Below are 24,746 nucleotides of genomic sequence, written 5' to 3'. Positions count from 1 at the left end.
CGACTGATCGAAGTGGTAAATTCAAACCTATTAGACTTACAGTCGACAGTTAAAAACTACGAAGTTGTAGCCCTAGAGAGGACAAATGAACTTAGCTGCTATAGTATTTTTGCCCTTTATCGGCGCCATACTCCCACTGCTCTTGGGAAGTCGCTCGCGCCTGCACAGCACACTTGCCGCCGCCGGCATAACTGGGCTAAGCCTCATTCTGTTGTTGTTCGCTGCTCCCGCTACGCTCGATGGTTCGGTCCCAAAGTTCTTCCTTGAGTGGCTACCCACTATCGGCATCGATATCGCGTTTCGTTTGGACGGGCTTTCTTTACTTTTCGCCGGGCTCATCTTAGGTATCGGCCTACTCGTCGTGATTTACGCGCACTTTTATTTGAGCAGCAAAGATAGTGCGCCACGCTTTTTTGCCTGTCTGCTCCTTTTCATGGGGTCTATGCTGGGCATCGTAACCGCCGATAACCTCATCTTTATGTGGTTCTTTTGGGAGCTGACAAGTATTTCGTCGTTCCTGCTTATCGGTTACTGGTTCCATCAAAGCAATGCGCGCCGCGGCGCTCGCATGGCCCTAGCTATTACTGGTGCGGGTGGTTTGGCTTTACTGGCCGGCATTTTATTGATTGGTAATATCGCCGGTAGCTATCAAGTCGATGCAGTCCTAGCCGCTGCGGAGACAATTAAAAACCACGACCTTTATTTTACTGCGCTTATTTTGGTGTTGATCGGTGCTTTCACCAAGTCAGCACAATTTCCATTTCAGTTTTGGTTACCACACGCTATGGCGGCGCCGACCCCAGTAAGTGCCTACTTACACTCGGCCACCATGGTGAAAGCCGGTATCTTCTTATTAGCGCGTTTAACACCGGCGTTAGGGGGCACCCCAGAGTGGACAACTATCGTTACCCTAACGGGACTAGCAACACTCCTCTTTGGCGCTTATTTCGCTCTGCTAAAAACAGATCTCAAAGGCTTGTTAGCCTTCTCTACTATTAGTCACCTCGGGCTGATTACGATGCTCTTGGGGTTGGGCAGCGCCGGCGCTATTGTCGCCGCCCTCTTCCATATTCTTAACCATGCCACCTTCAAAGCCGGCTTGTTCATGATTGCGGGCATCATTGACCATGAGACAGGTTCACGCGACATGCGCAAACTCAGCGGCTTACGCAAAGCGATGCCGTTCACCATGGTGCTCGCGGTAATTACCTCTGCAGCAATGGCTGGGATACCGTTATTCAACGGTTTCTTGTCTAAAGAAATGTTCTTTGCGGAAGCCTACAACCAGCATTTGTTTGGCGGACTCTCTTGGTTTGTGCCCGTTTTAGCTACCTTAGGTGCGATGCTCTCGGTCGCCTACTCGGTGCGCTTTGTCCACGATGTATTTTTCCAAGAACCCGCCACTGATCTGCCGAAGAAGCCGCATGAACCGCCAATGATGATGCGCTTCCCAGTTATCATTTTCTCGATTCTTTGCGTTGCTGTAGGTGTTGCACCAATGCTGTTAACTGCAGGGATTTTAGAACCTGCAGCACTGGCTGTGAGCGGTAGTGTGCCAAGTTTGGATATCGCTATCTGGCACGGTTTCAATATGCCCTTGTTGATGAGTGCACTCGCGGTCGCCGGAGGTATCGCCATCTATATCGGTCGTGCTGAATTGCTGACCTTCAGTCGTCAATTTGATCCGCATGATGCCAAGGATGTCTTCGCCAAAATTGTCAGCAGAACAACGCGTTTTTGCGATGAACTCATGCAAACGATCGAGAACGGCTCACTACAACGTTATGTCGCATTTCTGCTGGTATTTACGTTGGTTGTGGTGATACCCGAACTTGCAGATATCATGCAACTTAGCGGGAGTCGCCCACAGCTTCCGATTGATGCGGTGAGCTTGGTCGGGGCCGTTCTGCTGATGCTTGCAGCGATATCGACCGCAATGTTACATCGACAGCGCTTAACTTCACTAATGATGCTGTCGGTGGTCGGTCTGATTGTTTCGTTGAGCTTTATTCATTTTTCCGCGCCAGATCTAGCAATGACACAACTCGTGGTTGAAGTCGTTAGCATCATTCTGATGATTCTCGCCCTGTTCTTTATGCCACAAAGGATCCCGCGCGCATCAAGCGGCCGCCGAGTCGCACGAGATGTTCTCTTAGCAGGTAGTATCGGTGGCATTGTTGGTACCTTGAACTATGCGTTGATGACCCGACCATTGAATAGCATCTCCGACTTCTTCCTTGCGAACTCGGTTCCTGGTGGTGGCGGTACCAATGTGGTCAATGTCATCCTCGTCGACTTCCGTGGATTCGATACGTTAGGTGAAATCACCGTGCTTGCAATTGCCGCTGCGGGTATTCACAAGCTGCTGAATAACCTGCGACCATTCATGCCCTCCAGTGACGTTGATGGCCGCTCATGGCACCGTGTCAAACACCCGTTGTTGGTACAAACGGTTTCACAAGCATTGTTACCTCTGGCGTTGATGGTGTCGGTCTACATTTTCCTACGCGGACACAACTTACCGGGAGGCGGTTTTATCGCTGGCCTCGTTACAGCGGCAGCCATGATCTTGCAGTACATCGCTAACGGTGTTGACTGGGTTAAGTCGCGCTTCGACTACAACTATCAAACCCTTACTTCGGTGGGGGTCATGATCGCGCTGTTTACCGGTCTCGGCAGTTGGCTATTCGACCATAACTTCCTCACCTCAAGTTTTACTTATGTGTATTGGCCATTGGTGGGTAAATTCGAGCTCGCAACTGCCATTTTATTTGACTTAGGTGTTTACCTCACCGTCATTGGGGCAACACTCATGATACTTGCAAACTTTGGCCAAATGACGACTCGGCATCGTCCCCGTCAGGAGGGTTACTAATGGAAACTTTATACGCGATTACCGTGGGAACACTAACCGCTTGCAGCGTGTTTTTGATTTTGCGTGGGCGTTCTTTTCCGATTGTTATCGGCTTGACCATGTTGTCTTACGCGGTGAATTTGTTCTTGTTTTCCACCGGTCGTCTAGTCATCAACGAATTGCCAATTGTTGGGGTCAGTGAGAACACCACCGACCCACTCCCTCAAGCGCTGGTTTTAACCGCTATCGTCATTGGCTTTGCTATGACCGCTTACTCGATCATCCTAGCGGTGCGCGTGAGAGGTGAAATCGGCTCAGACGAAGTGAACGACTACAATTATGCGGAACAGGATGGACAGCGTTAATGTTAACTAGTCATTTAATTACTCTGCCTGTCGTTATACCGATGCTTGCAGCATTGCTGCAGCTACTTCCGTGGGGTGAGCGACCACAATATTACCGTCGTATCATCGGGCTGGTTGCGTCATCGCTAACGCTTATTGTCGCGATTATGTTGGTCATCGCAGTCCAGAGCGAAATCATTGTCTATGCTCTCGGAAGCTGGCAAGCGCCATTTGGGATTGTTTTGGTTGCCGATAAATTATCGGCGCTTATGGTACTTCTGACCGCGGTTCTTGCCCTGCCTGTATTAATCTATGCATGCCATGGCGAGGATAATCTAGGATCTCATTTTCAAGCGCTATTTCAATTCCAGGTGCTGGGGATCATGGGGGCCTTCCTCACCGGCGACCTATTTAACTTGTTTGTCTTTTTCGAAATCCTTCTGATTTCGAGCTATGCCCTGCTGATGCATGGTGGCGGTAAAGCGAAGCTACGTGCAACATTGCACTATGTGGTTTTGAACTTAACCGGTTCGGCGCTTTTCTTGATCAGCCTTGGTGTGCTTTACGGCATTACCGGAACGCTGAATATGGCAGATATGGCTGGAAAAGTTGCTCTACTACAAGGTGATGATGCCGCAATAGCGCGCGCCGGCGGGATGATTTTATTTATTGTCTTTGCGTTGAAGTCCGCACTATTGCCGTTGTATTTTTGGTTACCGCAAGCGTACTCGAATACCACAGGAACTGTGGCTGCCCTATTTGCGATAATGACCAAAGTAGGGATCTACGCCATTGTTCGTGTATTCACCTTAATCTTCGGCGCCGATGCCGGTGAGGCAGCATTTCTTGGTTATAACTGGCTCTGGTGGCTTGGCCTGTTTACTATTTTGGTGGGTGGTTTAGGTGTCCTTGGTAGTCGCGACATCCGCCAAGTCGTTGCTTATCTTGTACTTGTTTCAGTGGGTACGATGCTTACGACGCTGAGCCTAGGTCATCAGGACGCGATAAGTGCGATGCTCTTCTACCTCGTGCACTCAACGCTGATCACCGGCGCGTTGTTCCTGTTAGTCGATATGATTGCTGAACAACGAGGTAAAACTGCATCACGAATTGTTAAAGGCCGGAAGATGGCCCAACACAATCTGTTGGGCGGCTTATTTTTCTTGGCTGCCATCACCGTAATTGGCATCCCGCCCTTATCAGGGTTCGTCAGTAAGCTGTTCATTCTGGAAGCTGCTCGCACAGGCGCACAAGTCGCTTGGTTGTGGCCGTTAATCCTCGGCTCAACCTTTCTAATGATGATTGCCTTATCGCGTGCTGGCAGCCGTATGTTCTGGAATACTCTAGATGGCAAACCGAACGATGTCAGTCATGGCCACTGGCAGCATATTGCGGTCATCCTATTATTATTAGGAGCCGTGGCTTTGACGGTCTTTGCACAGACCTTCTCTGGTTTAGGTGCCGCAATTGCCGAACAATTGGCGAATCCGCACGACTATATTTCGCAAGTGTTAGAGGGGGGGCAGCATGAGTAAGCTTATTCCAGCGCCATGGTGGAGCCTATTCCTTCTGGCGTTTTGGTTACTTTTACAGAATAAAATATCGGTGGGTGCGACCCTTTTGGGCTTGATCCTCGCGGTCATCATTCCGCTCTATACTCTACGGGCAAGGGACTACAGAACCACCTTGCACCACCCTTTGTTGGGCGTGCAGTACTTTTTCATATTGTTGGGCGATATCATCGTTTCCAACTTTAATATTGCAGCAATTATCTTGCGTCCGAGAAAGAACATTAAACCTGCGCTGATCGAATATCCGCTAGAAATTAGTGGCTCGGTTCCAATCACTATTTTAGCAAGTACGATTAGCCTAACCCCAGGAACCATCTCTGCTGAGCTTGGCCGCGATGGACGCAGTATTCTTATTCATGCGCTCAATGTTGAAGACCCTCAAGCCACTGTGCAACAAATCAAACAGCGTTATGAACGTCGTCTGAAGGAGATATTCCAATGCTAACTTACGCACTACAAGCCGCCTTTGGCTTGTTCAGCTTAGCGCTGCTGATGAATATCATTCGGCTGATCCGCGGGCCGAGTCTGCCCGATCGCATTCTTACCCTCGATACGATCTACATTAATTCTTTGGCCTTACTGATTTTGCTCGGTATCTGGCACAACACGGCGTTTTATTTTGAAGCTGCGTTGCTGATTGCCATGCTTGGCTTCATTGGCACTATTGCGGCAGCAAAATTTCTTCTCCGCGGCGATCTTATTGAGTAGGAGACTAGCATGACCGAGTTACCTGTATGGGCCGATTGGCTTATCTCATTCTTCATTATCTTGGGCGCCAGCTTTGCGTTCATTGGCTCCCTAGGATTATTACGTTTACCTGACTTTATGGCACGTCTGCATGCCCCCACTAAAAATACGACGCTTGGTGTTGGTGGTGTGATCATCGGTTCCATGTTGTACTTCTCACTCACCGATGGGCTGAGCTTCCATGAGCTGTTAATTGCTATTTTCCTTTTCCTGACCGCGCCCATTAGTGCGCACCTTTTGGCCAAAGCTGGATTACACCTGGAGCTAGAGTTGTCGAAAAATACCCGCGACTTTCGCGCCAAGCCTGAGCAATATAGTGATAAGGATGATTAGTTGTGACACGGGCCCATAGCGTCTAAGCATGGGCCGAGCTGTGTTTCTAAAACAACGATTTGTTCCACTAATGCCTTTAGATCAACACTGCCAACCCTAGCGGACGTTAACTTCAAACGATCGGTTTCGCTCGAACTAATGAAACTCTCAGTTACATAGCTCACATCGTTAAATGCAGCCTGCTGTGCACTTAGCATTTCCATATAGACTCCACCTACAGCGTCGAAACTCCGTTGGTTAAAGTCCAAATCAGTGTAAAATTCAGCTCGCGCTGCCGGCTCCCGTCTGATTAAGCTTTGTGTGAACGCCCAATCATCGATGGCCTTCGGCGCAAGTATAAGCCCCCCAGAACGATCGACGCTAATCCCTGTAGGATAGGACTGCTGATAGAACGCCACCAATTCCTCAGGTAAATTCGAAATTCTTAAATCAACAGTACTGTCAAACGCCGGTATATTGTTGAATGTTACGACCTCGCCGTTCAAGAGCTGAATCTCTGGCTTCTCAAGGTCATAAAAAGTAAGAAGCTCATTAAAGCTGCTCATGCCACGGTCTTGATAAAAGGCAAAGGCCACAAGCGCTTTGTGCCAAAATAAAAGCTCCGCTACTAATTCACGGTGTTGCCGTTGGGCGCGGTCTTCTGCCGTGGAGAACTGCAGCACACCTAATGCAAGTCCCAGAATACTGATGAGCAAGACGACAATGGGCAACACAAACCCGCTATATTTCGTCGTCATTTTAACGTACCTCTTTGGTGTGAACACGCTGCAGCTCCATTAACGCCTGCAATAAGCGTTCGTATTGCTGGTGTACGCCGTTTGCGGCACTAGGATTGTTTTGATAACTGCGCCCGGTCAATAGCGCTTCGGTAGCTAGGCGCAAATGCGTTGCCGCTGTGTTAAACCAAATCTCGGCGCGCTCGGGGAAATGGTTGCGGCATTCCTCAAAACGGCGTAGCGCCGCTTGGTAAGCATGCTGACGATAGTGAATTGCGCCCAAAAAACAAGGAGCTTGCGGGTCGTACACCGGTGCTTCTGCAAGCGTTCGTAGGAGCCCCTCGGCTAGATGAAAGTCCCCCTCGGCATAAGCGCGCATGGCGACCTCGCGCGTTGACTCTGATGTTGCGCTGATGGGTTGAGCGTCTGCGCTATTGGTGCTTGCGCAAGAATACGAAAAAGAGGAAAAGCTTAGCGCTAACAATAGTTTAAATGACGCCTTCATAGCCTACCTCCCGCTCTTCAAAAGTAACGCGCCGGCCACACATTGACTCAAGTGGGTACGGGTAGCCCGCTTCACACTCAATGATGGAGCTCACTCCTTTTAACCGCAGCACTGAACTTGGCTGGACGTTTCGACGGATTTCAACGATCCGTTGCTGTCTATCGAGACCAATGATATCCAGCGCAAAATGCATGCCCCAGCTATGTACCGCGGAACAACTCGGAAACCAGTACGCATGACCGCGGGGCAACCCGCGTTGCGTCAGTAAACCGACGAGGCGTTGCGGGAAGCTTGTCAAAACATGAACTTCATGCCAAAGACAAAATTGTTCAGGATGCAGTAATAAACGTCCGTATTTCATCGTGCATTTTCCTTATGCTTGTTTAAGACTGAAAGTAACCTATAAAAATGGGCCCAATGATCAGTAAGAAAGTGACTGGGAAAAAACAGGTCACTAGCGGTAGTAATAGTTTTACCCCCACTTCTTGGGCAAACTTCTCCGCTGCTAACTGCTGTTCATTGCGAGTTTGTTCGGCTTGGAGCATCAGCGTTTTAGTTAGCCCAGAGCCACTCATCCGTGCTTGCATCACAGCCGCCGTGAAGGACGTAAACGCTGCGCTAGGTATGCGCACTTTCATCGCCGTAAATGCCTCCTCCATTGCGACTCCAGCATGTAACTGTTGGTGTAACTGACGTAATTGGCGTAGCGCAATCGAGGAGCTAGGAAGCTGCGCAAGTGCATGTAAAGCGGCTGAAAAAGAGAGCCCTGAGCGCATCAACATTGCTAGCATATCAAGACAGTTTGGCCACTGCTTTTCAAAGCGCCGAACGAAAAGCCGTCGGGCTAATCGAGCGCGGAGAATTTTCACCAGAATTAACGTGAAAACCACCCAACTGACCCAAGCCGGCAAAGGTAGGACCAAGCTGGTAACAAGAGTCATTGCCATGGCCCCTTGCTCCATGACAAATATCGCAGTTTCTTGCGCTTCACCTGTTTGCCTCGCGGCATTTTCTATGCGGTGCTGCAGACGTGGCGGCATCTTGTGCAGAGCTCGCATTATCCCGGTCTGCAAATAGGGCAAGGCACTTTGTACTAGTAAGTTTAGAGTAATGTATAAAACCCCGGCTAAAGCACCTACGAGTAAGCCCAAGTTCAAACTAGTCGTTGACATGAAACTGCCCCAGAATTCGTCGGGTAAGAAAAAAGCCAGCCCCCATTAAGCATGCACAAATCAGTAATAGGATTTGTCCAGCCCCAGTTGTAAGCAATATTTCGGTCGTATCTTGGTGCACCACCTTTAATGCTAAAAAAAGCCCAATCGGCAAGAAGAACATGACGCGACCTTGCATCCTTGCTTGCGCAGATAAACTTAGAACTCTCTGTTGGGCATAGTGTTGCTGTTGAATTGCCACAGCCATACGAGAGAGAACATCGGCCTGTTGACCGCCGTGCTTAACACTCATAAGGATAATAAAACCAAAGAACTGCACGATTGAACTGTTCGCTCTGCGCTGCAAGTCAGCGAAGGCTAGCTCAAGTGACTCGCCGGTGCGTTGACGCTGGACAATCACAGACAATTCGGTAGCTAGTGGCGGCTGAATTTGTTGGGCGGTAAGCGCTAAGGCTGACGCCAAACTCATGCCAGCTTGCAAACTATTAGCGAGTAACCGAAGTGCCTCGGGAAGTTGTCGTTCAATACGCTCAGTACGCCTCTTGTGCAGAACGCTTCTGAGCATCGGTAAAGCACCCAAGGTCACAATAAGGCTCACCACAACCCAGCGCCAATCATGGGTAACGGCAAAAACGAACAACGCTACCAGTAATGCTAGCAAGGCCACACCGTACCAAAATTGCCACATCGGTAAGAACACTAAAAATACTGCCAGAGAAGCTTCTGCGCGCTGTTCGATCTGTGGTCGCCCATCGCGATAGATAACAAAGCCAGCCCAAACCAACACACCAAGAATGATGGCTGCTGTTACGGTAAGCACACAGGCGACGAGCCAACCCTCAATAGCCATAATCATTTACCCATTCAGAGCGAATTCCGGTCGCCTCTAAGACATTCTGTTTACGCTCAAAAAGCGGGCTTACTTGATAGGTCAATGATTCAATTCCGACAACTTCACTGATAGCATTTACAATGCGCATACCATCCGGACGACGCGCGACATGCACAATAACCTCGATAGCACTAGCGATTTGCTGACGAATAGCCAACAGCGGCAGCTCAAAGCCAGCCAGCATTACCATTATTTCTAAGCGCTGAAGTCCTTCACGCGGACTATTTGCATGTAAGGTAGTTAACGAACCTTCGTGCCCTGTATTCATTGCTTGCAGCATATCGAGCGCCTCGGCGCCGCGGCACTCACCGATAATGATACGATCGGGCCGCATACGCAGCGCATTAATTAATAAGTCACGAATGGTTATCTGACCGCTTCCTTCTGCATTTGCCGGACGCGCCTCAAGACTAATCAAGTTGGCATGATTTAATTTCAGCTCGGCAGCATCCTCGATAGTTATCAGCCGCTGTTCAGCAGGGATCTCACTCGCTAACAAATTAAGGAATGTCGTCTTACCGGTTCCGGTACCACCGATCACCAAGATGTTCCTGCGCTTCGCAACGATAGTTTTGAGGTAATCCGTCGCTGCAACGGTCAGTGCCCCATTTGCTTGCAACTCAGCAAAGGTTAGAGCTTTACGGGAAAACTTTCGGATAGTTAAGCAGGCGCCACGAAGTGCCAACGGCGCTATTACGGCATTGACTCGGGAGCCATCTGGTAGTCGTGCATCGACCATTGGCTGAGCGTTATCGATACGACGCCCCAACGGCAACACCATACGCTCGATGACTTGCAGTAGCTCTGCTTCGCTTGCAAAACGCACCGAGGTAGCTTGCAAGTGGCCGCTGCGCTCAATAAACACCGCTGCGTAATGGTTGACCATTATTTCGCTAATCGAATCATCTGCCAATAATGGACTCAGCGGACCAAAGCCCATGCACTCTTCAATGACCTCGTTGACGATTATGCTTTGCTCGTGACTGTTCTGGTGGCCATTTTGCTGTGTTAAATAGGCCGACAAGAAATCGACCGCATAGCTGCGTAAACTCTCGTTATTCGGGAACTCTCGCTGTAAAGTGATGCGCTGTATCTGCTGCCTGAGTGTGTGGATCAGTTGGCTTTTTTTAATCATTCGACCCCCCTCCCAACTCCTGAAACGGCTCAAGTAACCCAACACACCCAACGGCACGTTGGAAGTTCGCTTGCGGTTCTGTTCGTTTGGCTAGATCGGCGTGCTCCTCACTTTGTAAGCGTGCTAAGCGAGGGGTAACCATGATTACCAAATCGGTTTCTGCAGCACGAAACTGGGTTGACGAGAAAAGAGCCCCTAGTATTGGCAAAGCGTGTAGCCCTGGAAACCTATCTGCTTGCCGCGCCTGTTCATGTTGCATCAAACCAGACAGAACCAAGGTTTCGCCCAGCGGTAATGTTAATGTCGACGCAACCCGGCGACTGAGTAAGCCAGGCACTCCGTTGACCGCCGTGGCAGGATCGATTGAGCTCAATTCAGCCACCAATTCGGCACTAACATAACCTTGGGCGGCTAACTTTGGAGCGATTTCCAGTTGGATCCCGTACGGGCGAAAACTGACATCCTGCAGCCCATCAGCGAGCACTTGCGGAACAGGAAACTCTCCCCCTACAAGAAAGTTGGCGGTGCCACCACTTTGGGTTGTTAATGTAGGTTTGGCCAACAAGCGAGCATGTCCCTCTCGCTCCATAATATCTAATGTTGCTTGGGCACTGAGTGGGAGGTGCAACCAATTCCCCATGTCTTCAATGAGTGGGCCATTGATGTGCCCCGGCCAGCGAACCCCGATATGACGCGCAAATGAGCGTTTTACTTCAGCAATGCGCACCTCTAAAACCAACATGGGCTCAGGAGCAGTGGGTAGCCACTCTATTTGCGAGCCTAAACTTGGGAACTTCTCCAAGAGCTTGTGAAGCTTAACCTGCGCGTCGAGCGGCAATTGCCCCGATAATCGCGTAAACTGCTCTGCTTCACGGGTAACTTGCAGTTGTGGGTACTGCCGTTGCAAAGTCGATAACTCGAGCTGCAATTGCCGATTAGGGGGCGCTTGCACTTTGAACTGATAACGCTGCTCAAGCTTTCCTGCAGTGAATAGAAATACTTCGGCACTGCCCTGCTGAGTGCCAGTGATGACTACCGCACCACTTGGCAATAATTGGTAGCCCAGCACTTCTGGCGTGGTAACGACAATTTCCTCAATTCCCGATGGTTCGAGTACATAAGACTCTCCCAGTTGTAACTGAATCGGCATTTCTTGCGCTAAGGTTTGAGCCCAAAAGGCGATTCCCCAAAATGACATTATCATCGATGCGCTCCCTGCTTTGAGATAACAAAAAGAAGAGGTGCAGAAAATTCACTTAATGCACGGTATTCTGATTCGGGATGCTGCAACCAAACCGCAAACCCCGATTGTCGCAACTGCTCGAATTCGATTGCTTGTTCTGCGCGAAGCCGAAATGTCGCCGTAACGGCGAGCTTTCCACCAACAGCATCACTTTGCTGCTGATCAAGCGCTAAAACTTCAATATCGGTAAGCATACGTAGTGCTGCGCCGCTAAAGCCGCCGGCCACCAGGCTCACGCGATTGCCTACGGCAAGCAAACCATGATGAACTTGTTCAATACCAACAGTGGCCGTAACCGCATACTCGCCTGGTGCCAGTCGATCACTAAAGGAGCTTCTCCGTACCTTTCCTAAGTGCCCCAAAATCACTGGTTCTCCAGCACTAACAAAGTTCTCAACACTATTTCCCACCACCGCCATTGCGTCATTTGGCCTTAGCCAGTCGTCACTGATATACGCAGGTGGAAATTTACGTTGTTGTAAGTGCTCCAAGCCAATTACCGCACCCGCGTCTAGGTCTTGGCTAAACACCAATACCCACTCCATTTCGGCGTCGATACGCTGTTCCAGCTCTTGTGATTGTTGCGCCAAATACTTTTGGACGAGTTGATAGCTAGCGGTTAGCAGAGCGACAACAACCAAGCCGAGAATAATGAAGCGCCAGCGCAACTTCATCGTGTTCAGTGACAGTCGCGCCATAACTATGCAGCCCAAGGATGCAGCAAGAACTGCTGCCAAGTAACCGAGAAAATAAACATCCACGAGGTCACTATCAGCTCGATGAGCTCAAGTACCGTTTGCTCTTCCGCGGTCACCGGAACTAAGATAATTGCAAATAAACCTAGCGCCACCACTAGCACTTCGACGTTGGCTTGGCCTTGGTTACTTCTGTTTAGCACTAACCAAGAGTGTCCCCTCGGCACGCTGGTAGATAAAGACCTCTTCAGTAGGATTCTGCAGCGACATATAAAACCTTCCATGGCTTAGCTCCATCATTTTTGGCTTGCGCAGCGGGTGGCGCAGCTTAAGAAAACTCTCTAGTTGTTGAGGATGATGTGGACTGTGATGAACTTCGATGATTTGTCCCTGTGCACTAAAGCGTTGCAGCCTTAGTCCACGCCAATTGCTTGTTGCTGGCAGCTCCTTTGTCGGAGCATGACGAAATTCACTTAGCCAATACACGTCGTTTAGCTGTTGCAGTAACCATAAGCTTTCCCCTGACTCGCACCAAGAAAAGTGCGGCATCCATCGGCTCACCTGACAGCCGAGGACTTCCAATTGTGGAGGATGTTTCACGGCTAACTGCCAGTGAGTCACTGTGGCTTGCACCGCCCACTCTAATGCATTCCATTCCGCCGGAAGCTCGTTGCCTAACATCGTGTCCCTCGCTGACAGGGCAACTCAGACGGTGTCGCATCAATTGCCACATGGCCAAATTTGAGACTTTCTGAGTCAAATTCCTCGGTAAAGTGCAGCCAACTGATAAAGTCCTGAACTTCTCCCACCCCCAACTCTTGCAAACGCGAAAACGGCGTCAGTTGCGCTGGACGCGAATATAATTCTGCGGTCGCTTGGGGCGACCAAGTATCGGTAATACGTGCCATGGGCGCGTAGTCACTATCAGCGTTAATCGTCCGCAGGTTTTCTTGCGCAAGGTTTAACCCTGTTAGAGCTTTGAGCGGAGCCAATACGACCTTTGCACGTTTGGCAAATGCATACCCCTCACTGCTCTCCTCCACAGCGCTGGGCTGCCAGCGCCATAGCGCCTCACGTGCCATTTCGATGCGGCTCATTTGCTGGTTATGTAACGGCGCGATCGTTTCGAAGAGTACCTGCAAGAGAACCGCGAGCAGGGTTAGCACCAGCAAGCTCTCTAACAACGCCTGTCCCGCATGTGTCTTAGAAACTTGCATGAGAATACCTATACTGCGTGCTTAACAAAGTACGCTCAAACTGTGACAGCGATTGAAGCTGACTCTGCCACAGGGAGTTGAACAGATTTGCTTGTTCGTGTTGCTCATCGGCGCGAGGAAACCACGTCGAGGGGCGCGAATAGACGACTCCAGCCTTAGCTACCGCCTGCGGCAACACGACAATCACGCTGGGCCAATCGTCGGGCTCCAGACTTTCTCTGTTGAAATAGCGAAAGCGTTGGGCACCGCCAGCAAAGCTATCTTGATCAGACAGCCCCCACTTAGTTGCGGTAGGATTTATCTTGGACGTTTGGCCAAAGTCTTGCGCACTCAAGTCCGCAATTTCATCGCCGAGATAGGTAGCACCATCGCCCCAAGGGTATTCATCGGAGTCAAGTAACCCTCTAACATGAATCGAAACCGTGTCCATGCTTTGCCACGTCCATTCGCCGTTGTTGGCCTCCTGTAATCGCGCTCCGCCCGCTTTTTCAACTTCAATTTGTACTGCATCAAACCACTCATAGCTACGCTTCTTTGAAAACGGATCGAGACTGTGCAGCATTAGACGGTGAGCAAGTTTTTGATCAGAACCCGAGGTTTGGGCTGGAATATAAGTCCACCACAGCCATGGGACAGGGACGATGCCAGGCGCATGTAATAATTGCCATTTCCGTTGGCTTTGCGGCAATTCATGCTTGGCCATAATTTGCTCCATGGTTTTTGGCAGGGTCATTGCAAACCCCACCCGCGCATACCACTGCGTTGCGCGTAGCGCATTAGTGACCATGCGCTGGAAGTACATTACGGCTTGTAATACCTGATAGAACGGACGCTCAATATTTTGCACGACATTCGCAATGTTTCGCGTAATCGCATTGAGGTAAGGAATCCACGATGAGGCCATGGCACTGCGATCCGCTACATCCTTCATCATTTGAAACCAGCTCGCCAAACCTAGCAACTGTGCCACGGTTAACTCGTTCGCTAACAGTGCGCGATTGGTTATGGCTAGTAGATTCATTTCTCGTGCCAGCAGGGTCGCGGCAGAACTCGCCATGTTGTCAGCTACGGTCTGCTGATACCAGCTGTTGCGCAAGGCTTCACTGCGGGCAAGCAAGCCCAACAGCAAAAGCATCAGCCCCAGTAAAATAGGAAGCAGCCAGAGCGTCGTGAAACCATTGCCGCGCATCAGTTACTTCCCGACTCAGTTGCTTCATCGTAATTGCCTAGATTGACATCTTGTTTCGCCACCGTTCCCGAACGGCGTGCACTCGAACGTGCTTCGTTTAACTGCTGTGACGAGTTCTGACCACTGACTTCATGTGCAATGCCAGAAACTTGATTACGAACGGTTTTGCCCAGCAATGAATAGACACCAATGGCAGCAACCGCAATAAGCGCAACGATGATGATGTACTCGGTCATGCCCTGACCTAGACAATGTGTGCGCGCTACGACCGGAGTAAAGTAAGAACGTCCATGTTGCATAATGCCTCCTTGCGAAAGTTAACAGGTATTCAGTATTGAACAACCCAACTATAGCCGCATGCAGGCAAAGCAAATGGAAAAGAAGCTGAGGCTTACTCGATGTGAAGATACTTGTGTAATTGCACTGACAAACGCCAGTTACGTTCGATGCAGGTTTTGATCGCGAGTTCAGTCGCGCGAGGACGCTGGGATATTGGCTGTAAAGAGATGATCGTGCCCGCGGCCGGCGGACATTTTTCGAGGAGATTATCAAGAGCATCAATATGCTTTTGCATCGCCACAGGGTGTTTTATTTCGTTCGCACGTTTCATACAGTCTGGGCGAACTAGAAAACCACCTGGCATATCTAATTTTGGTGAGACGGTTACCCAAGTTCCCGCTGAAACTTTGAGCTCATAGGTACCGCTCGTTTCAATCTGCAAAGCATACCCCGCAGCCTCTAATACCTGTGCTAGCTCACGCAAATCGTACATTGCCGGCTCGCCACCGGTTATCACAACGTGCTTAGCATGAAAGCCTTGCTGCTTGAATGCTGCAAGTACCTCTGTCGCTGAAAGCTCCGCCCATTGCGAGGTTGCAGATGATTTATTTAGAACGGTTTCCAGTTCAACCTGATCCTCAGCTGCTTTATCCCAAGTATGTTGCGTGTCACACCAAGGGCAACCCACTGGACACCCTTGCAAGCGTAAGAAAATCGCTGGGGTACCGGTGTAGAAGCCTTCACCTTGGATGGTTTCAAACAATTCGTTGATTGGATAGCGCGTACTAATGGGATTCATCCTGTTTTGCGGTAAACTATGACGCTATTGTACCTCAAATTAGACGTAATTAAGTAGTCACAAGGAATTCTGTTATGGCAAAGGTGGTAGTTATCTATTCCGGCGGTATGGACTCATTTACCGTATTACATCGTGCGTTGCGCGATGGACACGAGGTCTATGGCTTGAGTTTCAATTACGGCCAACGCCACGTAAAAGAGCTTGAAGTCGCTCGTAAAGTTACGAATGCACTTAACGTACCGCACAAAGTCGTCGACATTACTGCGATAAACGAGCTTATTGCGAATAGTTCACTGACCTCTAACACGACTGATATTCCTGAAGGGCATTATGAAGAGGCATCCATGCAATCCACGGTGGTTCCGAATCGCAACATGATCTTGCTATCACTGGCGATTGGTTATGCCGTCTCAATAGGGGCAGAAGCCGTCTACTATGGCGCGCACTCCGGCGACCATGCGATCTACCCTGATTGTCGTCCAGAATTCGTTCAACGCATGAATGAGGTGAGCAAGATCGCGAATTATGAACCCGTTGAGATTGCGGTTCCCTATCTTGCCAATGACAAGGCTGAAATCCTGCGCGACGGCCTAGCCATGGGCCTCGACTATAGCAACACGTGGACCTGCTACAATGGCCGCGAAAAAGCCTGTGGCAAGTGTGGCGCATGTGTTGAACGCTTAGAAGCTTTCGCTGCGAATAACGCCACAGACCCGCTTAGCTACGAATCATAGCAAGCTTTAAGAGAAGCGCTGAAGCAGTGCTTGAGCCTGATGCCAGCGCGGATGATTGCGTAACATTGGCATGCCTAATGCGGCGCGCTTAGCGAGACGTTCATAACAGCTGTTGGGCTGTCGGTCGATAGCGGCTAACTCACTTTCCATCGCCGTAAGAACTGCCTCGGCGCCGCTGCGGTCATTACACGCAAGGACCATGTCGCAGCCGGCACGTAACGCAGCACGCGCTCGATCAGGCATATCACCCGCAGCGTGCGCTGCTGCCATCGCCAAATCATCGCTAAAGATCACACCTTTGAAACCCAACTGGGCACGCAAGATATGCTGCAACCAGCGCTCTGAAAAGCCTGCTGGTTTATCATCAATATCAGGATAGATAACATGTGCCGGCATAATTGCGTCAAGACAATTGGCAAGTTCGACAAACGGCGGAAGGTCGGTCTTGAGAATTGCTTCCCATGGCCGCTCATCGACAGGGGCAGCAATGTGCGAGTCGGCTTGCACTGAACCGTGGCCTGGGAAGTGCTTACCGGTCACCTTCATACCAGCGTGATGCATGCCTTTAATCCATGACCGCGCCAACAATGACACCTGTTCCGCCGAAGAGGCAAAAGCCCGCTCGCCTATCACTTCACTAATGCCGTTTATATCGAGGACCGGCGCGAAACTGATATCAATATCCATCGCCAGCACTTCGCTTGCCATCAACCAGCCTAACTCCTGGCAAATGTGCTGCGCCTCTTCGAGAGAACTACTTTGCGGGAGAATTTTTCCCATCGCAGGAATAGATGAAAAACCTTCGCGAAAGCGTTGCACCCTTCCGCCTTCGTGATCAACCGCAAGAACAAGCGGGCTACTCGCAGCAGCGCGTGTCTGTCGGACCAATTCTTGCAGTTGCTCTTGTGAGGCGAAGTTTCGAGTAAAGAAAATCACGCCGCCGACCGCGGGGTGAGCCACTAATTCGCGCTCAACTTGCGTTAACTCAGTACCCTCGAGGTCAATCATTACTGCTGTCATAGAACTTCCGCTGCACTTGATACGTATGAAAGGAGGCAGTTTGCCAAAAAATATGCAAGACGTCACTATTCAATTGAGTGACTAGACTTGTTCGTGACAAGGCGATATATAAAGAGTAGACAGAGTATTTCAGGAGCCGACCATGTCAATGACCTATAATAAACTCGCACGAAGCCTCGCTTTGCTATGTGGACTGCCGCTACTTGCGAGCTGCGGCGGTGGTGGTGGCTCTGGGAATGGCTCAGTTGATACCGGCAGCTGTTCCGTCAACGAACAAAATGCTTTTTTCCTCGATTACATGAGGGAAAACTACTTTTGGTATGAAGATATTCCGGCCAATATCGATCCGACCGACTATTCATCCGTTTTTGCACTCCTCGATGCCATTCGCAGCCCGCAAGACCGTTTCAGTTATGTCTTAACAGAGCAGGAATACCAAGAACGTTTCGTTAATGCCGAATATGTAGGCTTTGGCTTTTCTACTCGCGTCGTGGGCTCAGGACTCTTTATCAACTATGTTTTTGCCGACTCACCAGCAGCAACCGCAGGGATGTCACGTGGTGACGAGATCCTTGAAATCGATGGTGTTGCCGTAGCGACTTTGATTGCCAACGGCACGTTAAACTCGGCTTTGGGTCCCGCTGAAGAAGGTACAGCAATAACATTTCGCTGGGCTAAGCCCAGTGGCGCTGAGCAAACCGATGTGATCACCAAAACGGCCGTTGAAACCAACACTGTGCTCGCTATCGAACGCTTCGCACAAGATGGTAAAGATATCGGTTATTACGTGCTTAATAGCTTTATCGACCGCACTGGCGCTGATTTAAATAGCGCTTACAATGCGCTAGTAGGCGTTGACGAGCTGATTATCGATGTACGCTACAACGGTGGTGGACTCATTCGCTACGCTAACCAAGCAGCAACGCAAGCGGCCGGCAATAATGTCATGGGCAACCCATTTGTGTCGCTCATCTACAACGATAAAAACTCTGATCGAAATAATACCTCGCTGTTCCAGTTGGTGGACGGCGTGCAGCAACTCAATCTCGAACGAGTCTTCGTTCTTACGACCGGCGCGAGCTGTTCATCATCTGAGCTGATCATTAATGGGCTCAAGCCTTATATCGACGTGGTTGTGATTGGACAACCGACCTGCGGTAAGCCTGTCGGACAATCACCGCAACCCTTCTGCGACAAACGCAGCTTCGTTATTAACTTCGAGACAGTCAATGCTGATGGCGAGGGACGCTACTTTGACGGTTTGATGCCACAATGCGCAGCTGCCGACCGTTTAGTCGGGGACTGGGGGGTAAATGGTGATCCGCTGTTAGATGAAGCGAAGCATTATATTAGCTTTGATAACTGTAGCCCTAGCGCACAAACGAGTGCACAACAAGCTTGGTTGTCCGATAAGGACAAACCAGTAAGGGCGGCAAATCTACTCGAACAATGGCGACGTGAATTTTAATCTTGGTCATCGAGCAATGAGGGGAGTAACGCTACCCCTTGTTCGGTGCATAACCAACGCGCTTTAATTCCGAAAGCCTGGGCTAAGTTGGCGTCCGTAAGCACCGCTGCGGGCTGATCCGCCGCAAGCAGTGCTCCGTGGCGTAAGAGCACAAGCTGATCACAAAACCGGGCCGCTAAGCTCAAGTCATGCAGGGCAACCGTTATGGTTTTACCTTGCGCGGCTAAGCTTTTAAGTAATTGCATGACATGCAACTGATAGTGCAAATCTAAACTCGCTGTGGGTTCATCACAAACCAGCCAAGGCTGATCGCCAAGCAATGCCCGCGCCAGCTGTACACGTCGCTGTTCGCCTCCAGATAATTGCGTAAAAGGCCGCGCCAAATAGTTTTCCAACTGCAAAAGCTTAACGACGCGCGCCAGCTCTTCTGACGCCGATACTTTTAGTGGCAAGTTAACCAGTCCGCTTTGTAGAAAATGAGCAACGCTCACTTCCGCATGCGCGCTTGGGTTTTGCGGCAGAAAGCCAAATAACTGACGACGTTGTAATGGTTCCAGTTGGGAGATATCGACACCGGCGAAGTGTACACTTCCGGCACTCGGCGCTAACTGTCCGGTCAGGGTATGTAGCAAGGTTGTTTTTCCTGCTCCGTTGGCGCCGATGATGCCGACTAATTGCCCCTCAGGCACAGTAAAACTGACATTCTTAAGCCGTGTACCATAACTAAGTTGTTGACTGACTAAACTCATTGCAGCCTCTGTTTTGCCAGTAAATAGATCAACCAAGGGGCACCTAAAAATGCAGCAACGACGCCTAACTGGAGCTCTACCGTCGTCGGAATGACTTTGACTAGGGCATCGATTAAAACGACCAACAAGCCACCACAAAGGCCGCTCATTACCACCAGAGGTAAGGGCCGCTGTTCGCCAAGTAAGCGCACCGCATGCGGGGCTAATAAACCAATAAAGCCGATTACACCTGCTGTTACAACCGAGGCAGAAATCAGTAAGGTGACACCAAGTAATAGCCACCACATTGATGCACGTTGCCGAAAACCGAGCGTCGCTAAGGTTGCGGCATCAAAAATATGTGCATTAATAAAACTGCGTTGCCAAGCGAATAATGCAGCCGCGATGAAGAGGCTTGGTAACATCAGATAGACCTGCTCCCAGCCACGATTCGCGACTGACCCAAGCAGCCATAAACTCCATTCCAAATAGGCAAACGGGTTTGGCGCTAAGTTCAATACCAAGGCCACCAAAGCGCCAGCAAGCGATGCCACGGCCACACCTGCTAGAATCAGACGAAAGCCCGTCGTATTGCCGCCAGCGATCAGCCACAGAGCGATTAAGCTCAGGAGCCCACCTAGCATACCAATCGCTGGTAATGCCCAGAGGGTGGGCAACGCAAGGCCACTATAGAGCACTACCACGACCGCAAGTGCGCTGCCGCTCGCGACGCCGGTAATCCCCGGCTCCGCTAGGGGGTTACGAAATACGATCTGTAACACCGCACCTGCTAGGCCAAGCGCTATGCCATTCAATAAAGCCAACAGCATCCTCGGCAGGCGCAATTCATAGATGATCATCGCCGCTTGCTCACCTAAGACACTTATGCCCCAGCCCGCAGCACCAATCATGACATGCAATAGCATCGCTAGAGCGAGAGTCGGCAACAAAATCACCCAGATCCAGCGCTTCATTGTGGCACTCCTTGCTCGCTCATCAGGCTTTGTAAGTAATCCACCGCGCGAATATCTGAACATCCGGCAATATCGCCGCTAACTTCCAGCACGCGACGTTTGGTTAACCAGTCTTGTACGGCACGATGCCACAACCAGTCGTGGGCGCGAGCATAGTCCTGCGAGAATCCTTCGAGGATCACCGTATCTGGAGTGCTCAACAACACTTGTTCTAAACTTAAGCGCACTAACTGGCCTGCCCCCATCAGCGGCGATAGCTGTCCATTCTGGTTTTGGATAAGCTCTGCTACCCAGCTGTTCTGCCCCCAAGTGTAAGCATTCGGCATGAGTACCAGCACCTTCCCTAGACTGGCTAAGTCAACATGTTGTAGCTGACGCTGTTGCGCATCCCGCCATTGCTGTAACTGTTGCTCTTGCTGCAGTTGCTGAGCAAGATCATCCAAAGCCTCATCCCACGCCTCGCGGGTAGTTACATAAGGCATCGTAACGAGCTCAACCCTCGCCTCGAGCGCCAGCCTTAGGCTGCGATTGACAAAACTTCCAGTGAGAACGACGTCAGGTTGCTGTTGCAAGATAGCCTCTAGGCGCTGTCCATGCATAGTCGTTGGCACGAACTGATAGCGCTCATCGAGCCATTGTGGCAACCAGTCATCAAAGCAGGGGTTCAGACTGACAATCACACTGGCTATCACTAAGCCGGTAACCACTATATCGCCTCAAGCGCTTGCTGCAGGTTTTTAACCGCAATGACTTCCATACCCGGAATGGCATCCTTGGGCCGGTTACCGGCAGGTACAATGGCACGAGTAAAACCGTGTTTCGCCGCTTCATTCAGTCGCGCTTGGCCGTTTTGTACTGGGCGAATTTCACCTGCTAAGCCGACTTCGCCGAAAACAATGAGATCGCGCGGCAAAGGTTGCTCTCGGAAACTCGAAACGATGGCTAGTAACAATGCGAGATCCGCTCCGGTCTCGGTGACGCGTACACCACCGACAACGTTTACGAACACGTCTTGATCCGACATATGCAGGCCGCCATGACGATGCAATACGGCCAATAACATTGCCAGACGCGTCGCTTCAGTTCCTACCGCCACACGTCGCGGATTTGCCAGTTGACTTGCGTCAACAAGCGCCTGCAACTCAACCAGCAAAGGCCGGGTGCCTTCCCAAATAACCATAACGACTGAACCATTGCCGTGCTCTTCTCCGCGCTGCAAAAATATCGCCGAGGGGTTACTGACCTCACGTAAGCCCTGCCCCGTCATGGCAAAGACGCCTAACTCGTTGGCTGGGCCAAAGCGGTTTTTGTGGCCGCGCAGGGTACGAAAGCGCGAATCAGCTGTACCTTCGAGCAAAATCGAGGCATCAATACAGTGCTCAAGCACCTTAGGTCCCGCCAAGGAGCCATCCTTAGTCACGTGACCTACCATGATGATGGCGACACCTTTTTGCTTGGCGTAACGAGTCAAATAAGCCGCGGACTCTCGCACTTGCGATACGCTACCTGGCGCCGACTGAATATCGGCAAGGTGCATGACTTGAATCGAGTCAATCACCATTACGCGGGGCTGCTCACGATCAGCTAAGTCACAAATCGTCTCCACCGAAGTTTCTGCCAGCATGCGTAACTTATCAGTGGGAAGCCCCAAACGTTGGGCCCGCAACGCGACCTGCTGTAACGATTCCTCGCCCGTCACGTAGAGCGTATTCATTGACGCCGCAAGCTGACACATGGTCTGTAGCAATAATGTACTTTTGCCGGCACCGGGCGAGCCTCCAATCAAAATCGCCGAACCCGGTACAATGCCACCACCTAAAACGCGGTCAAATTCTTGATAGGTCGAACTGAACCGTGGCAAGTCCTCTAAATCAACTTCGCTAAGTGTCTGAACTTTTGCTTGAGTTGCGCCAGCAAAACCTCGCCGCTCAACTGTTGCGCTTTTACTTGTCCCTAAACGTACTTCACTGAGCGAATTCCACGCTTTGCATTCCGTGCACTGGCCCAGCCAGCGCACAAAATCAGCACCGCACTCATTACACACATAGGCCGTTTTTGCTTTTGCCATAATGCTCACTCGATCCTTAAAAATTAGGCTAATTTGCTTAAATGGTTTGCAATCAGCATGAGGTCAGGTTGCTCGATACTTACATCGGCTACTTTTTGCAAAGCCGGCTTTGCGCAATAGGCAACACCATAACCCGCTGCCTCGAGCATAGCGATATCATTTGCGCCATCGCCGACCGCGATAGTGTTACTTAAAGGAATTGACCAACGCTGTGCTAGCTCGGTCAAAAATGCTGCCTTACTTGCCGCATCAACAATAGGTTCGGCAACTGTTCCATTGAGCTCACCAGCCTGCCATTGCAGAATATTTGCTTTGTGGGCGTCTAAGCGAATCGCCTCGGCAAGTCGCTCGGTAAACCAAGTAAAACCACCGGAAACAACCGCCGTATACCAGCCATGACTATGGAACCAGTCAATGAGTTCAGCTGCGCCCTGACTTAATGGTAAAGGCTGAAAAAGTGTCTCGAGTTGCTGCTCGCGCACTCCCTGCAACAACTGCACCCGCGCCCGCAAGCTTGCTGCAAAATCAAGTTCTCCACGCATAGCTGCCGCGGTGACGGCACTCACCTCAGCTTTCTTGCCAACTTGATCGGCAATTTCATCGATGCACTCAATGGTAATAAGCGTCGAATCCATATCAAACACAACTAAGCCAGGTTGTTGTATATTAGGCATTGTTTCTCTTCTTCTCTGTTGCTCTTGGAGTGCTTCACAGCGTATAGTTTTGTCATGACAACAACTCAGCATGTTATCAATATCATCAAGCTTGTCTATCGCCGTGGCCGCAGATTAGTCGCTGCGTTACTCCTAATTGTTCTGATTGAGAATTTATGGAGTAGTATGCAGCAAACCAGTCTCGCCGATTTGCAGACGCATAGCCAACAGCTGGTCGAACTTATGGCTGCACAAGCAGGCCACGAAGCGCGTTATTGGCTTATCGAAAATGACGAAGAAAAACTGCAAGCGCTCGTCGATCGTCTTACCGAACATCGCCTCGTTGAGTTCAGTGCTATTTATGATAATTACGGGCAAGTGGTGGTAAGTGCGGATGCAGTCACCGAGCAACCGGAACAAGTGTTTGTCGTGGTTGAAGAGGTTCGCGAAGACTCTCTAATTCATGGCTATCTACATGTTACGGTCAACCAACCGCTGCTGCTTGCTGAGCCGCTTGCGACGCATGAGTATCTGACCTATTACGGTCAATACCTCATTTTATTTGCGTTACTTGCCGGTGTTCTAGCTACCATTACCTTCAATAAGTGGCGCTATCGCCGTTGGCGTCCGCCGCAAGAAAACCAGTAAGTTGGTGACTATTTTCCCACAATGCATGGGCAAGCTCTGCAGGTGACTCATTGCGGAGTTGCTGCAGCGCTTGAAACACATCGGCTACACAACAAGGTTCGTTACGTTGCCCTTGTCCACCCGCGAGCGGCATATCAGGGGCATCGGTTTCAAGCACAAGACCTGAAAGCGGTGCTTGCGCGATAGCTGACCGCGTTTTTTTCGCTCGTGCATAGGTAATCGTGCCACCAACGCCAAGCTTAAAGCCTTTCGTAATCCAATCTTGCGCCTGCTGCGCACTGCCACTGAACGCATGCAGAACGCCTTTGCAGCTCGGTAGCTCATCGAGATAGGAGGTGAGTATGCCTAACAGGTCACTTTGCGACTTACGATGATGCAGAATTAGCGGCCGACGATACCGCGCAGCTAGCTGCACTTGCTGCTCGAATAACTCACATTGCTTGTCCCATTCTGGACAGGTTCGGTCAAGTCCGATCTCTCCAACGAGCAGGTGTTGATCTTGTTTTAGCTGTTCTTCTACTTTGGCTAGATGCGCAGGCTGGTGGTGTTGAATAAAATAGGGATGCAAGCCCGCAGCTCGGTGGAGTTGGATTTGCGTATCATGGACTAACGCCTTCGAAGCGATGTCACCCTGCTGGGTGCCCGGGATTAAAATGTGCCGAACACCCGCTTGCCACGCTCGTTCAAGAACCTCGTTTCGATCCGCATCAAACACCTCAAAATCAAGATGGCAATGGGTATCAAAGAGGCTCTCAGACATAA

The 24,746-nt window shown here is 50.5% G+C and carries 30 protein-coding genes; 9 read left to right on the top strand and 21 right to left on the bottom strand.

Annotated features, from left to right (window positions below):
- Positions 1–85: 85 nt before the first annotated feature.
- From CWE21_RS12980 to CWE21_RS12955, 6 genes are read left to right on the top strand one after another with little or no spacing between them, the layout of a single operon-like run.
- A complete protein-coding gene (locus CWE21_RS12980; protein WP_126834871.1) occupies positions 86–2,875 on the top strand; it encodes a monovalent cation/H+ antiporter subunit A in 2,790 nt (929 codons plus the stop codon).
- A complete protein-coding gene (locus CWE21_RS12975; RefSeq protein WP_126834870.1) occupies positions 2,875–3,219 on the top strand; it encodes a Na+/H+ antiporter subunit C in 345 nt (114 codons plus the stop codon). Before CWE21_RS12980 ends, CWE21_RS12975 begins: the two co-directional genes overlap by 1 nt.
- On the top strand, positions 3,219–4,733 hold the full coding sequence (locus CWE21_RS12970) for a monovalent cation/H+ antiporter subunit D (protein WP_126834869.1): 1,515 nt from the start codon (positions 3,219–3,221) through the stop codon (positions 4,731–4,733). Before CWE21_RS12975 ends, CWE21_RS12970 begins: the two co-directional genes overlap by 1 nt.
- Positions 4,726–5,214: a Na+/H+ antiporter subunit E gene (locus tag CWE21_RS12965; protein WP_126834868.1), complete on the top strand. Its 489-nt coding sequence runs from the start codon at positions 4,726–4,728 to the stop codon at positions 5,212–5,214. Before CWE21_RS12970 ends, CWE21_RS12965 begins: the two co-directional genes overlap by 8 nt.
- A complete protein-coding gene (locus CWE21_RS12960) occupies positions 5,208–5,477 on the top strand; it encodes a K+/H+ antiporter subunit F (RefSeq protein WP_126834867.1) in 270 nt (89 codons plus the stop codon). The genes CWE21_RS12965 and CWE21_RS12960 overlap by 7 nt, the downstream gene beginning before the upstream one ends.
- A 9-nt stretch (positions 5,478–5,486) precedes the next feature.
- Positions 5,487–5,849, top strand: coding sequence for a Na+/H+ antiporter subunit G (locus tag CWE21_RS12955; protein ID WP_126834866.1), 363 nt, complete (start codon positions 5,487–5,489; stop codon positions 5,847–5,849).
- On the opposite strand, the gene CWE21_RS12950 is transcribed toward CWE21_RS12955, so the two are convergent.
- The 14 genes from CWE21_RS12950 to queE all read right to left on the bottom strand — a co-directional run bounded on the left by CWE21_RS12950 (position 5,846) and on the right by queE (position 15,691).
- Positions 5,846–6,586: a hypothetical protein gene (locus tag CWE21_RS12950; protein WP_126834865.1), complete on the bottom strand. Its 741-nt coding sequence runs from the start codon at positions 6,584–6,586 to the stop codon at positions 5,846–5,848. The genes CWE21_RS12955 and CWE21_RS12950 overlap by 4 nt on opposite strands.
- A 1-nt stretch (position 6,587) precedes the next feature.
- On the bottom strand, positions 6,588–7,070 hold the full coding sequence (locus CWE21_RS12945) for a tetratricopeptide repeat protein (RefSeq protein WP_126834864.1): 483 nt from the start codon (positions 7,068–7,070) through the stop codon (positions 6,588–6,590).
- Positions 7,054–7,431, bottom strand: coding sequence for a DUF192 domain-containing protein (locus tag CWE21_RS12940; RefSeq protein WP_126834863.1), 378 nt, complete (start codon positions 7,429–7,431; stop codon positions 7,054–7,056). Before CWE21_RS12940 ends, CWE21_RS12945 begins: the two co-directional genes overlap by 17 nt.
- A 22-nt stretch (positions 7,432–7,453) precedes the next feature.
- Complete coding sequence (locus tag CWE21_RS12935; RefSeq protein ID WP_126834862.1) at positions 7,454–8,242, bottom strand: type II secretion system F family protein; 789 nt, start codon at positions 8,240–8,242, stop codon at positions 7,454–7,456.
- Positions 8,229–9,092 (bottom strand): type II secretion system F family protein, encoded by an 864-nt coding sequence (locus tag CWE21_RS12930; RefSeq protein WP_157982778.1) that lies wholly within the window; start codon positions 9,090–9,092, stop codon positions 8,229–8,231. Before CWE21_RS12930 ends, CWE21_RS12935 begins: the two co-directional genes overlap by 14 nt.
- Positions 9,082–10,269, bottom strand: coding sequence for a TadA family conjugal transfer-associated ATPase (locus CWE21_RS12925; RefSeq protein WP_126834860.1), 1,188 nt, complete (start codon positions 10,267–10,269; stop codon positions 9,082–9,084). Before CWE21_RS12925 ends, CWE21_RS12930 begins: the two co-directional genes overlap by 11 nt.
- Positions 10,262–11,473, bottom strand: a complete 1,212-nt coding sequence (locus CWE21_RS12920; protein WP_126834859.1) for a type II and III secretion system protein family protein — start codon at positions 11,471–11,473, stop codon at positions 10,262–10,264. The genes CWE21_RS12925 and CWE21_RS12920 overlap by 8 nt, the downstream gene beginning before the upstream one ends.
- Positions 11,470–12,210 carry a Flp pilus assembly protein CpaB gene (gene cpaB, locus CWE21_RS12915; RefSeq protein ID WP_126834858.1) on the bottom strand — a complete coding sequence of 247 codons (741 nt, stop codon included), beginning with the start codon at positions 12,208–12,210 and terminating at the stop codon, positions 11,470–11,472. The genes CWE21_RS12920 and cpaB overlap by 4 nt, the downstream gene beginning before the upstream one ends.
- Before the next feature lie 2 nt (positions 12,211–12,212).
- The gene (locus CWE21_RS12910; protein WP_126834857.1) at positions 12,213–12,410 is read right to left on the bottom strand and encodes a hypothetical protein; all 198 of its coding nucleotides are present in this window, start codon (positions 12,408–12,410) and stop codon (positions 12,213–12,215) included.
- On the bottom strand, positions 12,394–12,888 hold the full coding sequence (locus tag CWE21_RS12905; RefSeq protein WP_126834856.1) for a hypothetical protein: 495 nt from the start codon (positions 12,886–12,888) through the stop codon (positions 12,394–12,396). Before CWE21_RS12905 ends, CWE21_RS12910 begins: the two co-directional genes overlap by 17 nt.
- Positions 12,882–13,424, bottom strand: coding sequence for a hypothetical protein (locus CWE21_RS12900; RefSeq protein ID WP_126834855.1), 543 nt, complete (start codon positions 13,422–13,424; stop codon positions 12,882–12,884). The genes CWE21_RS12905 and CWE21_RS12900 overlap by 7 nt, the downstream gene beginning before the upstream one ends.
- A complete protein-coding gene (locus CWE21_RS12895; protein ID WP_126834854.1) occupies positions 13,411–14,613 on the bottom strand; it encodes a hypothetical protein in 1,203 nt (400 codons plus the stop codon). Before CWE21_RS12895 ends, CWE21_RS12900 begins: the two co-directional genes overlap by 14 nt.
- Positions 14,613–14,912, bottom strand: coding sequence for a Flp family type IVb pilin (locus CWE21_RS12890; RefSeq protein WP_126834853.1), 300 nt, complete (start codon positions 14,910–14,912; stop codon positions 14,613–14,615). Before CWE21_RS12890 ends, CWE21_RS12895 begins: the two co-directional genes overlap by 1 nt.
- Before the next feature lie 92 nt (positions 14,913–15,004).
- Positions 15,005–15,691 carry a 7-carboxy-7-deazaguanine synthase QueE gene (gene queE, locus CWE21_RS12885; RefSeq protein WP_126834852.1) on the bottom strand — a complete coding sequence of 229 codons (687 nt, stop codon included), beginning with the start codon at positions 15,689–15,691 and terminating at the stop codon, positions 15,005–15,007.
- A gap of 74 nt (positions 15,692–15,765) precedes the next feature.
- Between queE and queC the strand changes: the two genes are divergently transcribed.
- Complete coding sequence (gene queC / locus CWE21_RS12880) at positions 15,766–16,425, top strand: 7-cyano-7-deazaguanine synthase QueC (RefSeq protein WP_126834851.1); 660 nt, start codon at positions 15,766–15,768, stop codon at positions 16,423–16,425.
- 6 nt (positions 16,426–16,431) lie between these two features.
- On the opposite strand, the gene nagZ is transcribed toward queC, so the two are convergent.
- Positions 16,432–17,445: a beta-N-acetylhexosaminidase gene (gene nagZ / locus CWE21_RS12875; protein WP_126834850.1), complete on the bottom strand. Its 1,014-nt coding sequence runs from the start codon at positions 17,443–17,445 to the stop codon at positions 16,432–16,434.
- A gap of 142 nt (positions 17,446–17,587) precedes the next feature.
- On the opposite strand from nagZ, the gene CWE21_RS12870 reads away from it, so the two are divergent.
- A complete protein-coding gene (locus tag CWE21_RS12870; protein WP_126834849.1) occupies positions 17,588–18,913 on the top strand; it encodes a S41 family peptidase in 1,326 nt (441 codons plus the stop codon).
- Here the strand turns inward: CWE21_RS12870 and CWE21_RS12865 are convergent.
- From CWE21_RS12865 to serB, 5 genes are read right to left on the bottom strand one after another with little or no spacing between them, the layout of a single operon-like run.
- Entirely contained in the window at positions 18,910–19,662 is a 753-nt protein-coding gene (locus CWE21_RS12865) for an ABC transporter ATP-binding protein (protein ID WP_126834848.1), read from the bottom strand. The two genes, CWE21_RS12870 and CWE21_RS12865, sit on opposite strands and share 4 nt — an antisense overlap.
- Positions 19,659–20,615 (bottom strand): FecCD family ABC transporter permease, encoded by a 957-nt coding sequence (locus CWE21_RS12860; RefSeq protein ID WP_157982777.1) that lies wholly within the window; start codon positions 20,613–20,615, stop codon positions 19,659–19,661. The genes CWE21_RS12865 and CWE21_RS12860 overlap by 4 nt, the downstream gene beginning before the upstream one ends.
- Positions 20,612–21,322 carry a substrate-binding domain-containing protein gene (locus CWE21_RS12855; RefSeq protein ID WP_126834846.1) on the bottom strand — a complete coding sequence of 237 codons (711 nt, stop codon included), beginning with the start codon at positions 21,320–21,322 and terminating at the stop codon, positions 20,612–20,614. The genes CWE21_RS12860 and CWE21_RS12855 overlap by 4 nt, the downstream gene beginning before the upstream one ends.
- On the bottom strand, positions 21,322–22,683 hold the full coding sequence (radA, locus tag CWE21_RS12850; protein ID WP_126834845.1) for a DNA repair protein RadA: 1,362 nt from the start codon (positions 22,681–22,683) through the stop codon (positions 21,322–21,324). Before radA ends, CWE21_RS12855 begins: the two co-directional genes overlap by 1 nt.
- Before the next feature lie 23 nt (positions 22,684–22,706).
- Positions 22,707–23,357: a phosphoserine phosphatase SerB gene (serB, locus tag CWE21_RS12845; RefSeq protein WP_126834844.1), complete on the bottom strand. Its 651-nt coding sequence runs from the start codon at positions 23,355–23,357 to the stop codon at positions 22,707–22,709.
- 54 nt (positions 23,358–23,411) lie between these two features.
- On the opposite strand from serB, the gene CWE21_RS12840 reads away from it, so the two are divergent.
- Positions 23,412–23,984: a hypothetical protein gene (locus CWE21_RS12840; protein WP_126834843.1), complete on the top strand. Its 573-nt coding sequence runs from the start codon at positions 23,412–23,414 to the stop codon at positions 23,982–23,984.
- Here the strand turns inward: CWE21_RS12840 and CWE21_RS12835 are convergent.
- The gene (locus CWE21_RS12835; protein ID WP_126834842.1) at positions 23,935–24,744 is read right to left on the bottom strand and encodes a TatD family hydrolase; all 810 of its coding nucleotides are present in this window, start codon (positions 24,742–24,744) and stop codon (positions 23,935–23,937) included. The two genes, CWE21_RS12840 and CWE21_RS12835, sit on opposite strands and share 50 nt — an antisense overlap.
- Between the last annotated feature and the right edge of the window lie 2 nt (positions 24,745–24,746).

Origin of the sequence: Pseudidiomarina aquimaris (genome assembly GCF_003987395.1) — a bacterium.
GTDB classification, from domain to species: domain Bacteria; phylum Pseudomonadota; class Gammaproteobacteria; order Enterobacterales; family Alteromonadaceae; genus Pseudidiomarina; species Pseudidiomarina aquimaris.
This window is presented reverse-complemented; position numbering and strand designations above follow the sequence as displayed.

What these genes read in the sequence shown, in the direction of transcription:
- CWE21_RS12980 (WP_126834871.1), top strand. Translation starts at nt 86, where the DNA reads ATGAACTTAGCTGCTATAGTATTTTTGCCCTTTATCGGCGCCATACTC.
- CWE21_RS12975 (WP_126834870.1), top strand. Translation starts at nt 2,875, where the DNA reads ATGGAAACTTTATACGCGATTACCGTGGGAACACTAACCGCTTGCAGC.
- CWE21_RS12970 (WP_126834869.1), top strand. Translation starts at nt 3,219, where the DNA reads ATGTTAACTAGTCATTTAATTACTCTGCCTGTCGTTATACCGATGCTT.
- CWE21_RS12965 (WP_126834868.1), top strand. Translation starts at nt 4,726, where the DNA reads ATGAGTAAGCTTATTCCAGCGCCATGGTGGAGCCTATTCCTTCTGGCG.
- CWE21_RS12960 (WP_126834867.1), top strand. Translation starts at nt 5,208, where the DNA reads ATGCTAACTTACGCACTACAAGCCGCCTTTGGCTTGTTCAGCTTAGCG.
- CWE21_RS12955 (WP_126834866.1), top strand. Translation starts at nt 5,487, where the DNA reads ATGACCGAGTTACCTGTATGGGCCGATTGGCTTATCTCATTCTTCATT.
- CWE21_RS12950 (WP_126834865.1), bottom strand. Translation starts at nt 6,586, where the DNA reads ATGACGACGAAATATAGCGGGTTTGTGTTGCCCATTGTCGTCTTGCTC.
- CWE21_RS12945 (WP_126834864.1), bottom strand. Translation starts at nt 7,070, where the DNA reads ATGAAGGCGTCATTTAAACTATTGTTAGCGCTAAGCTTTTCCTCTTTT.
- CWE21_RS12940 (WP_126834863.1), bottom strand. Translation starts at nt 7,431, where the DNA reads ATGAAATACGGACGTTTATTACTGCATCCTGAACAATTTTGTCTTTGG.
- CWE21_RS12935 (WP_126834862.1), bottom strand. Translation starts at nt 8,242, where the DNA reads ATGTCAACGACTAGTTTGAACTTGGGCTTACTCGTAGGTGCTTTAGCC.
- CWE21_RS12930 (WP_157982778.1), bottom strand. Translation starts at nt 9,092, where the DNA reads ATGGCTATTGAGGGTTGGCTCGTCGCCTGTGTGCTTACCGTAACAGCA.
- CWE21_RS12925 (WP_126834860.1), bottom strand. Translation starts at nt 10,269, where the DNA reads ATGATTAAAAAAAGCCAACTGATCCACACACTCAGGCAGCAGATACAG.
- CWE21_RS12920 (WP_126834859.1), bottom strand. Translation starts at nt 11,473, where the DNA reads ATGATAATGTCATTTTGGGGAATCGCCTTTTGGGCTCAAACCTTAGCG.
- cpaB (WP_126834858.1), bottom strand. Translation starts at nt 12,210, where the DNA reads ATGGCGCGACTGTCACTGAACACGATGAAGTTGCGCTGGCGCTTCATT.
- CWE21_RS12905 (WP_126834856.1), bottom strand. Translation starts at nt 12,888, where the DNA reads ATGTTAGGCAACGAGCTTCCGGCGGAATGGAATGCATTAGAGTGGGCG.
- CWE21_RS12900 (WP_126834855.1), bottom strand. Translation starts at nt 13,424, where the DNA reads ATGCAAGTTTCTAAGACACATGCGGGACAGGCGTTGTTAGAGAGCTTG.
- CWE21_RS12895 (WP_126834854.1), bottom strand. Translation starts at nt 14,613, where the DNA reads ATGCGCGGCAATGGTTTCACGACGCTCTGGCTGCTTCCTATTTTACTG.
- CWE21_RS12890 (WP_126834853.1), bottom strand. Translation starts at nt 14,912, where the DNA reads ATGCAACATGGACGTTCTTACTTTACTCCGGTCGTAGCGCGCACACAT.
- queE (WP_126834852.1), bottom strand. Translation starts at nt 15,691, where the DNA reads ATGAATCCCATTAGTACGCGCTATCCAATCAACGAATTGTTTGAAACC.
- queC (WP_126834851.1), top strand. Translation starts at nt 15,766, where the DNA reads ATGGCAAAGGTGGTAGTTATCTATTCCGGCGGTATGGACTCATTTACC.
- nagZ (WP_126834850.1), bottom strand. Translation starts at nt 17,445, where the DNA reads ATGACAGCAGTAATGATTGACCTCGAGGGTACTGAGTTAACGCAAGTT.
- CWE21_RS12870 (WP_126834849.1), top strand. Translation starts at nt 17,588, where the DNA reads ATGTCAATGACCTATAATAAACTCGCACGAAGCCTCGCTTTGCTATGT.
- CWE21_RS12865 (WP_126834848.1), bottom strand. Translation starts at nt 19,662, where the DNA reads ATGAGTTTAGTCAGTCAACAACTTAGTTATGGTACACGGCTTAAGAAT.
- CWE21_RS12860 (WP_157982777.1), bottom strand. Translation starts at nt 20,615, where the DNA reads ATGAAGCGCTGGATCTGGGTGATTTTGTTGCCGACTCTCGCTCTAGCG.
- radA (WP_126834845.1), bottom strand. Translation starts at nt 22,683, where the DNA reads ATGGCAAAAGCAAAAACGGCCTATGTGTGTAATGAGTGCGGTGCTGAT.
- serB (WP_126834844.1), bottom strand. Translation starts at nt 23,357, where the DNA reads ATGCCTAATATACAACAACCTGGCTTAGTTGTGTTTGATATGGATTCG.
- CWE21_RS12840 (WP_126834843.1), top strand. Translation starts at nt 23,412, where the DNA reads ATGACAACAACTCAGCATGTTATCAATATCATCAAGCTTGTCTATCGC.
- CWE21_RS12835 (WP_126834842.1), bottom strand. Translation starts at nt 24,744, where the DNA reads ATGTCTGAGAGCCTCTTTGATACCCATTGCCATCTTGATTTTGAGGTG.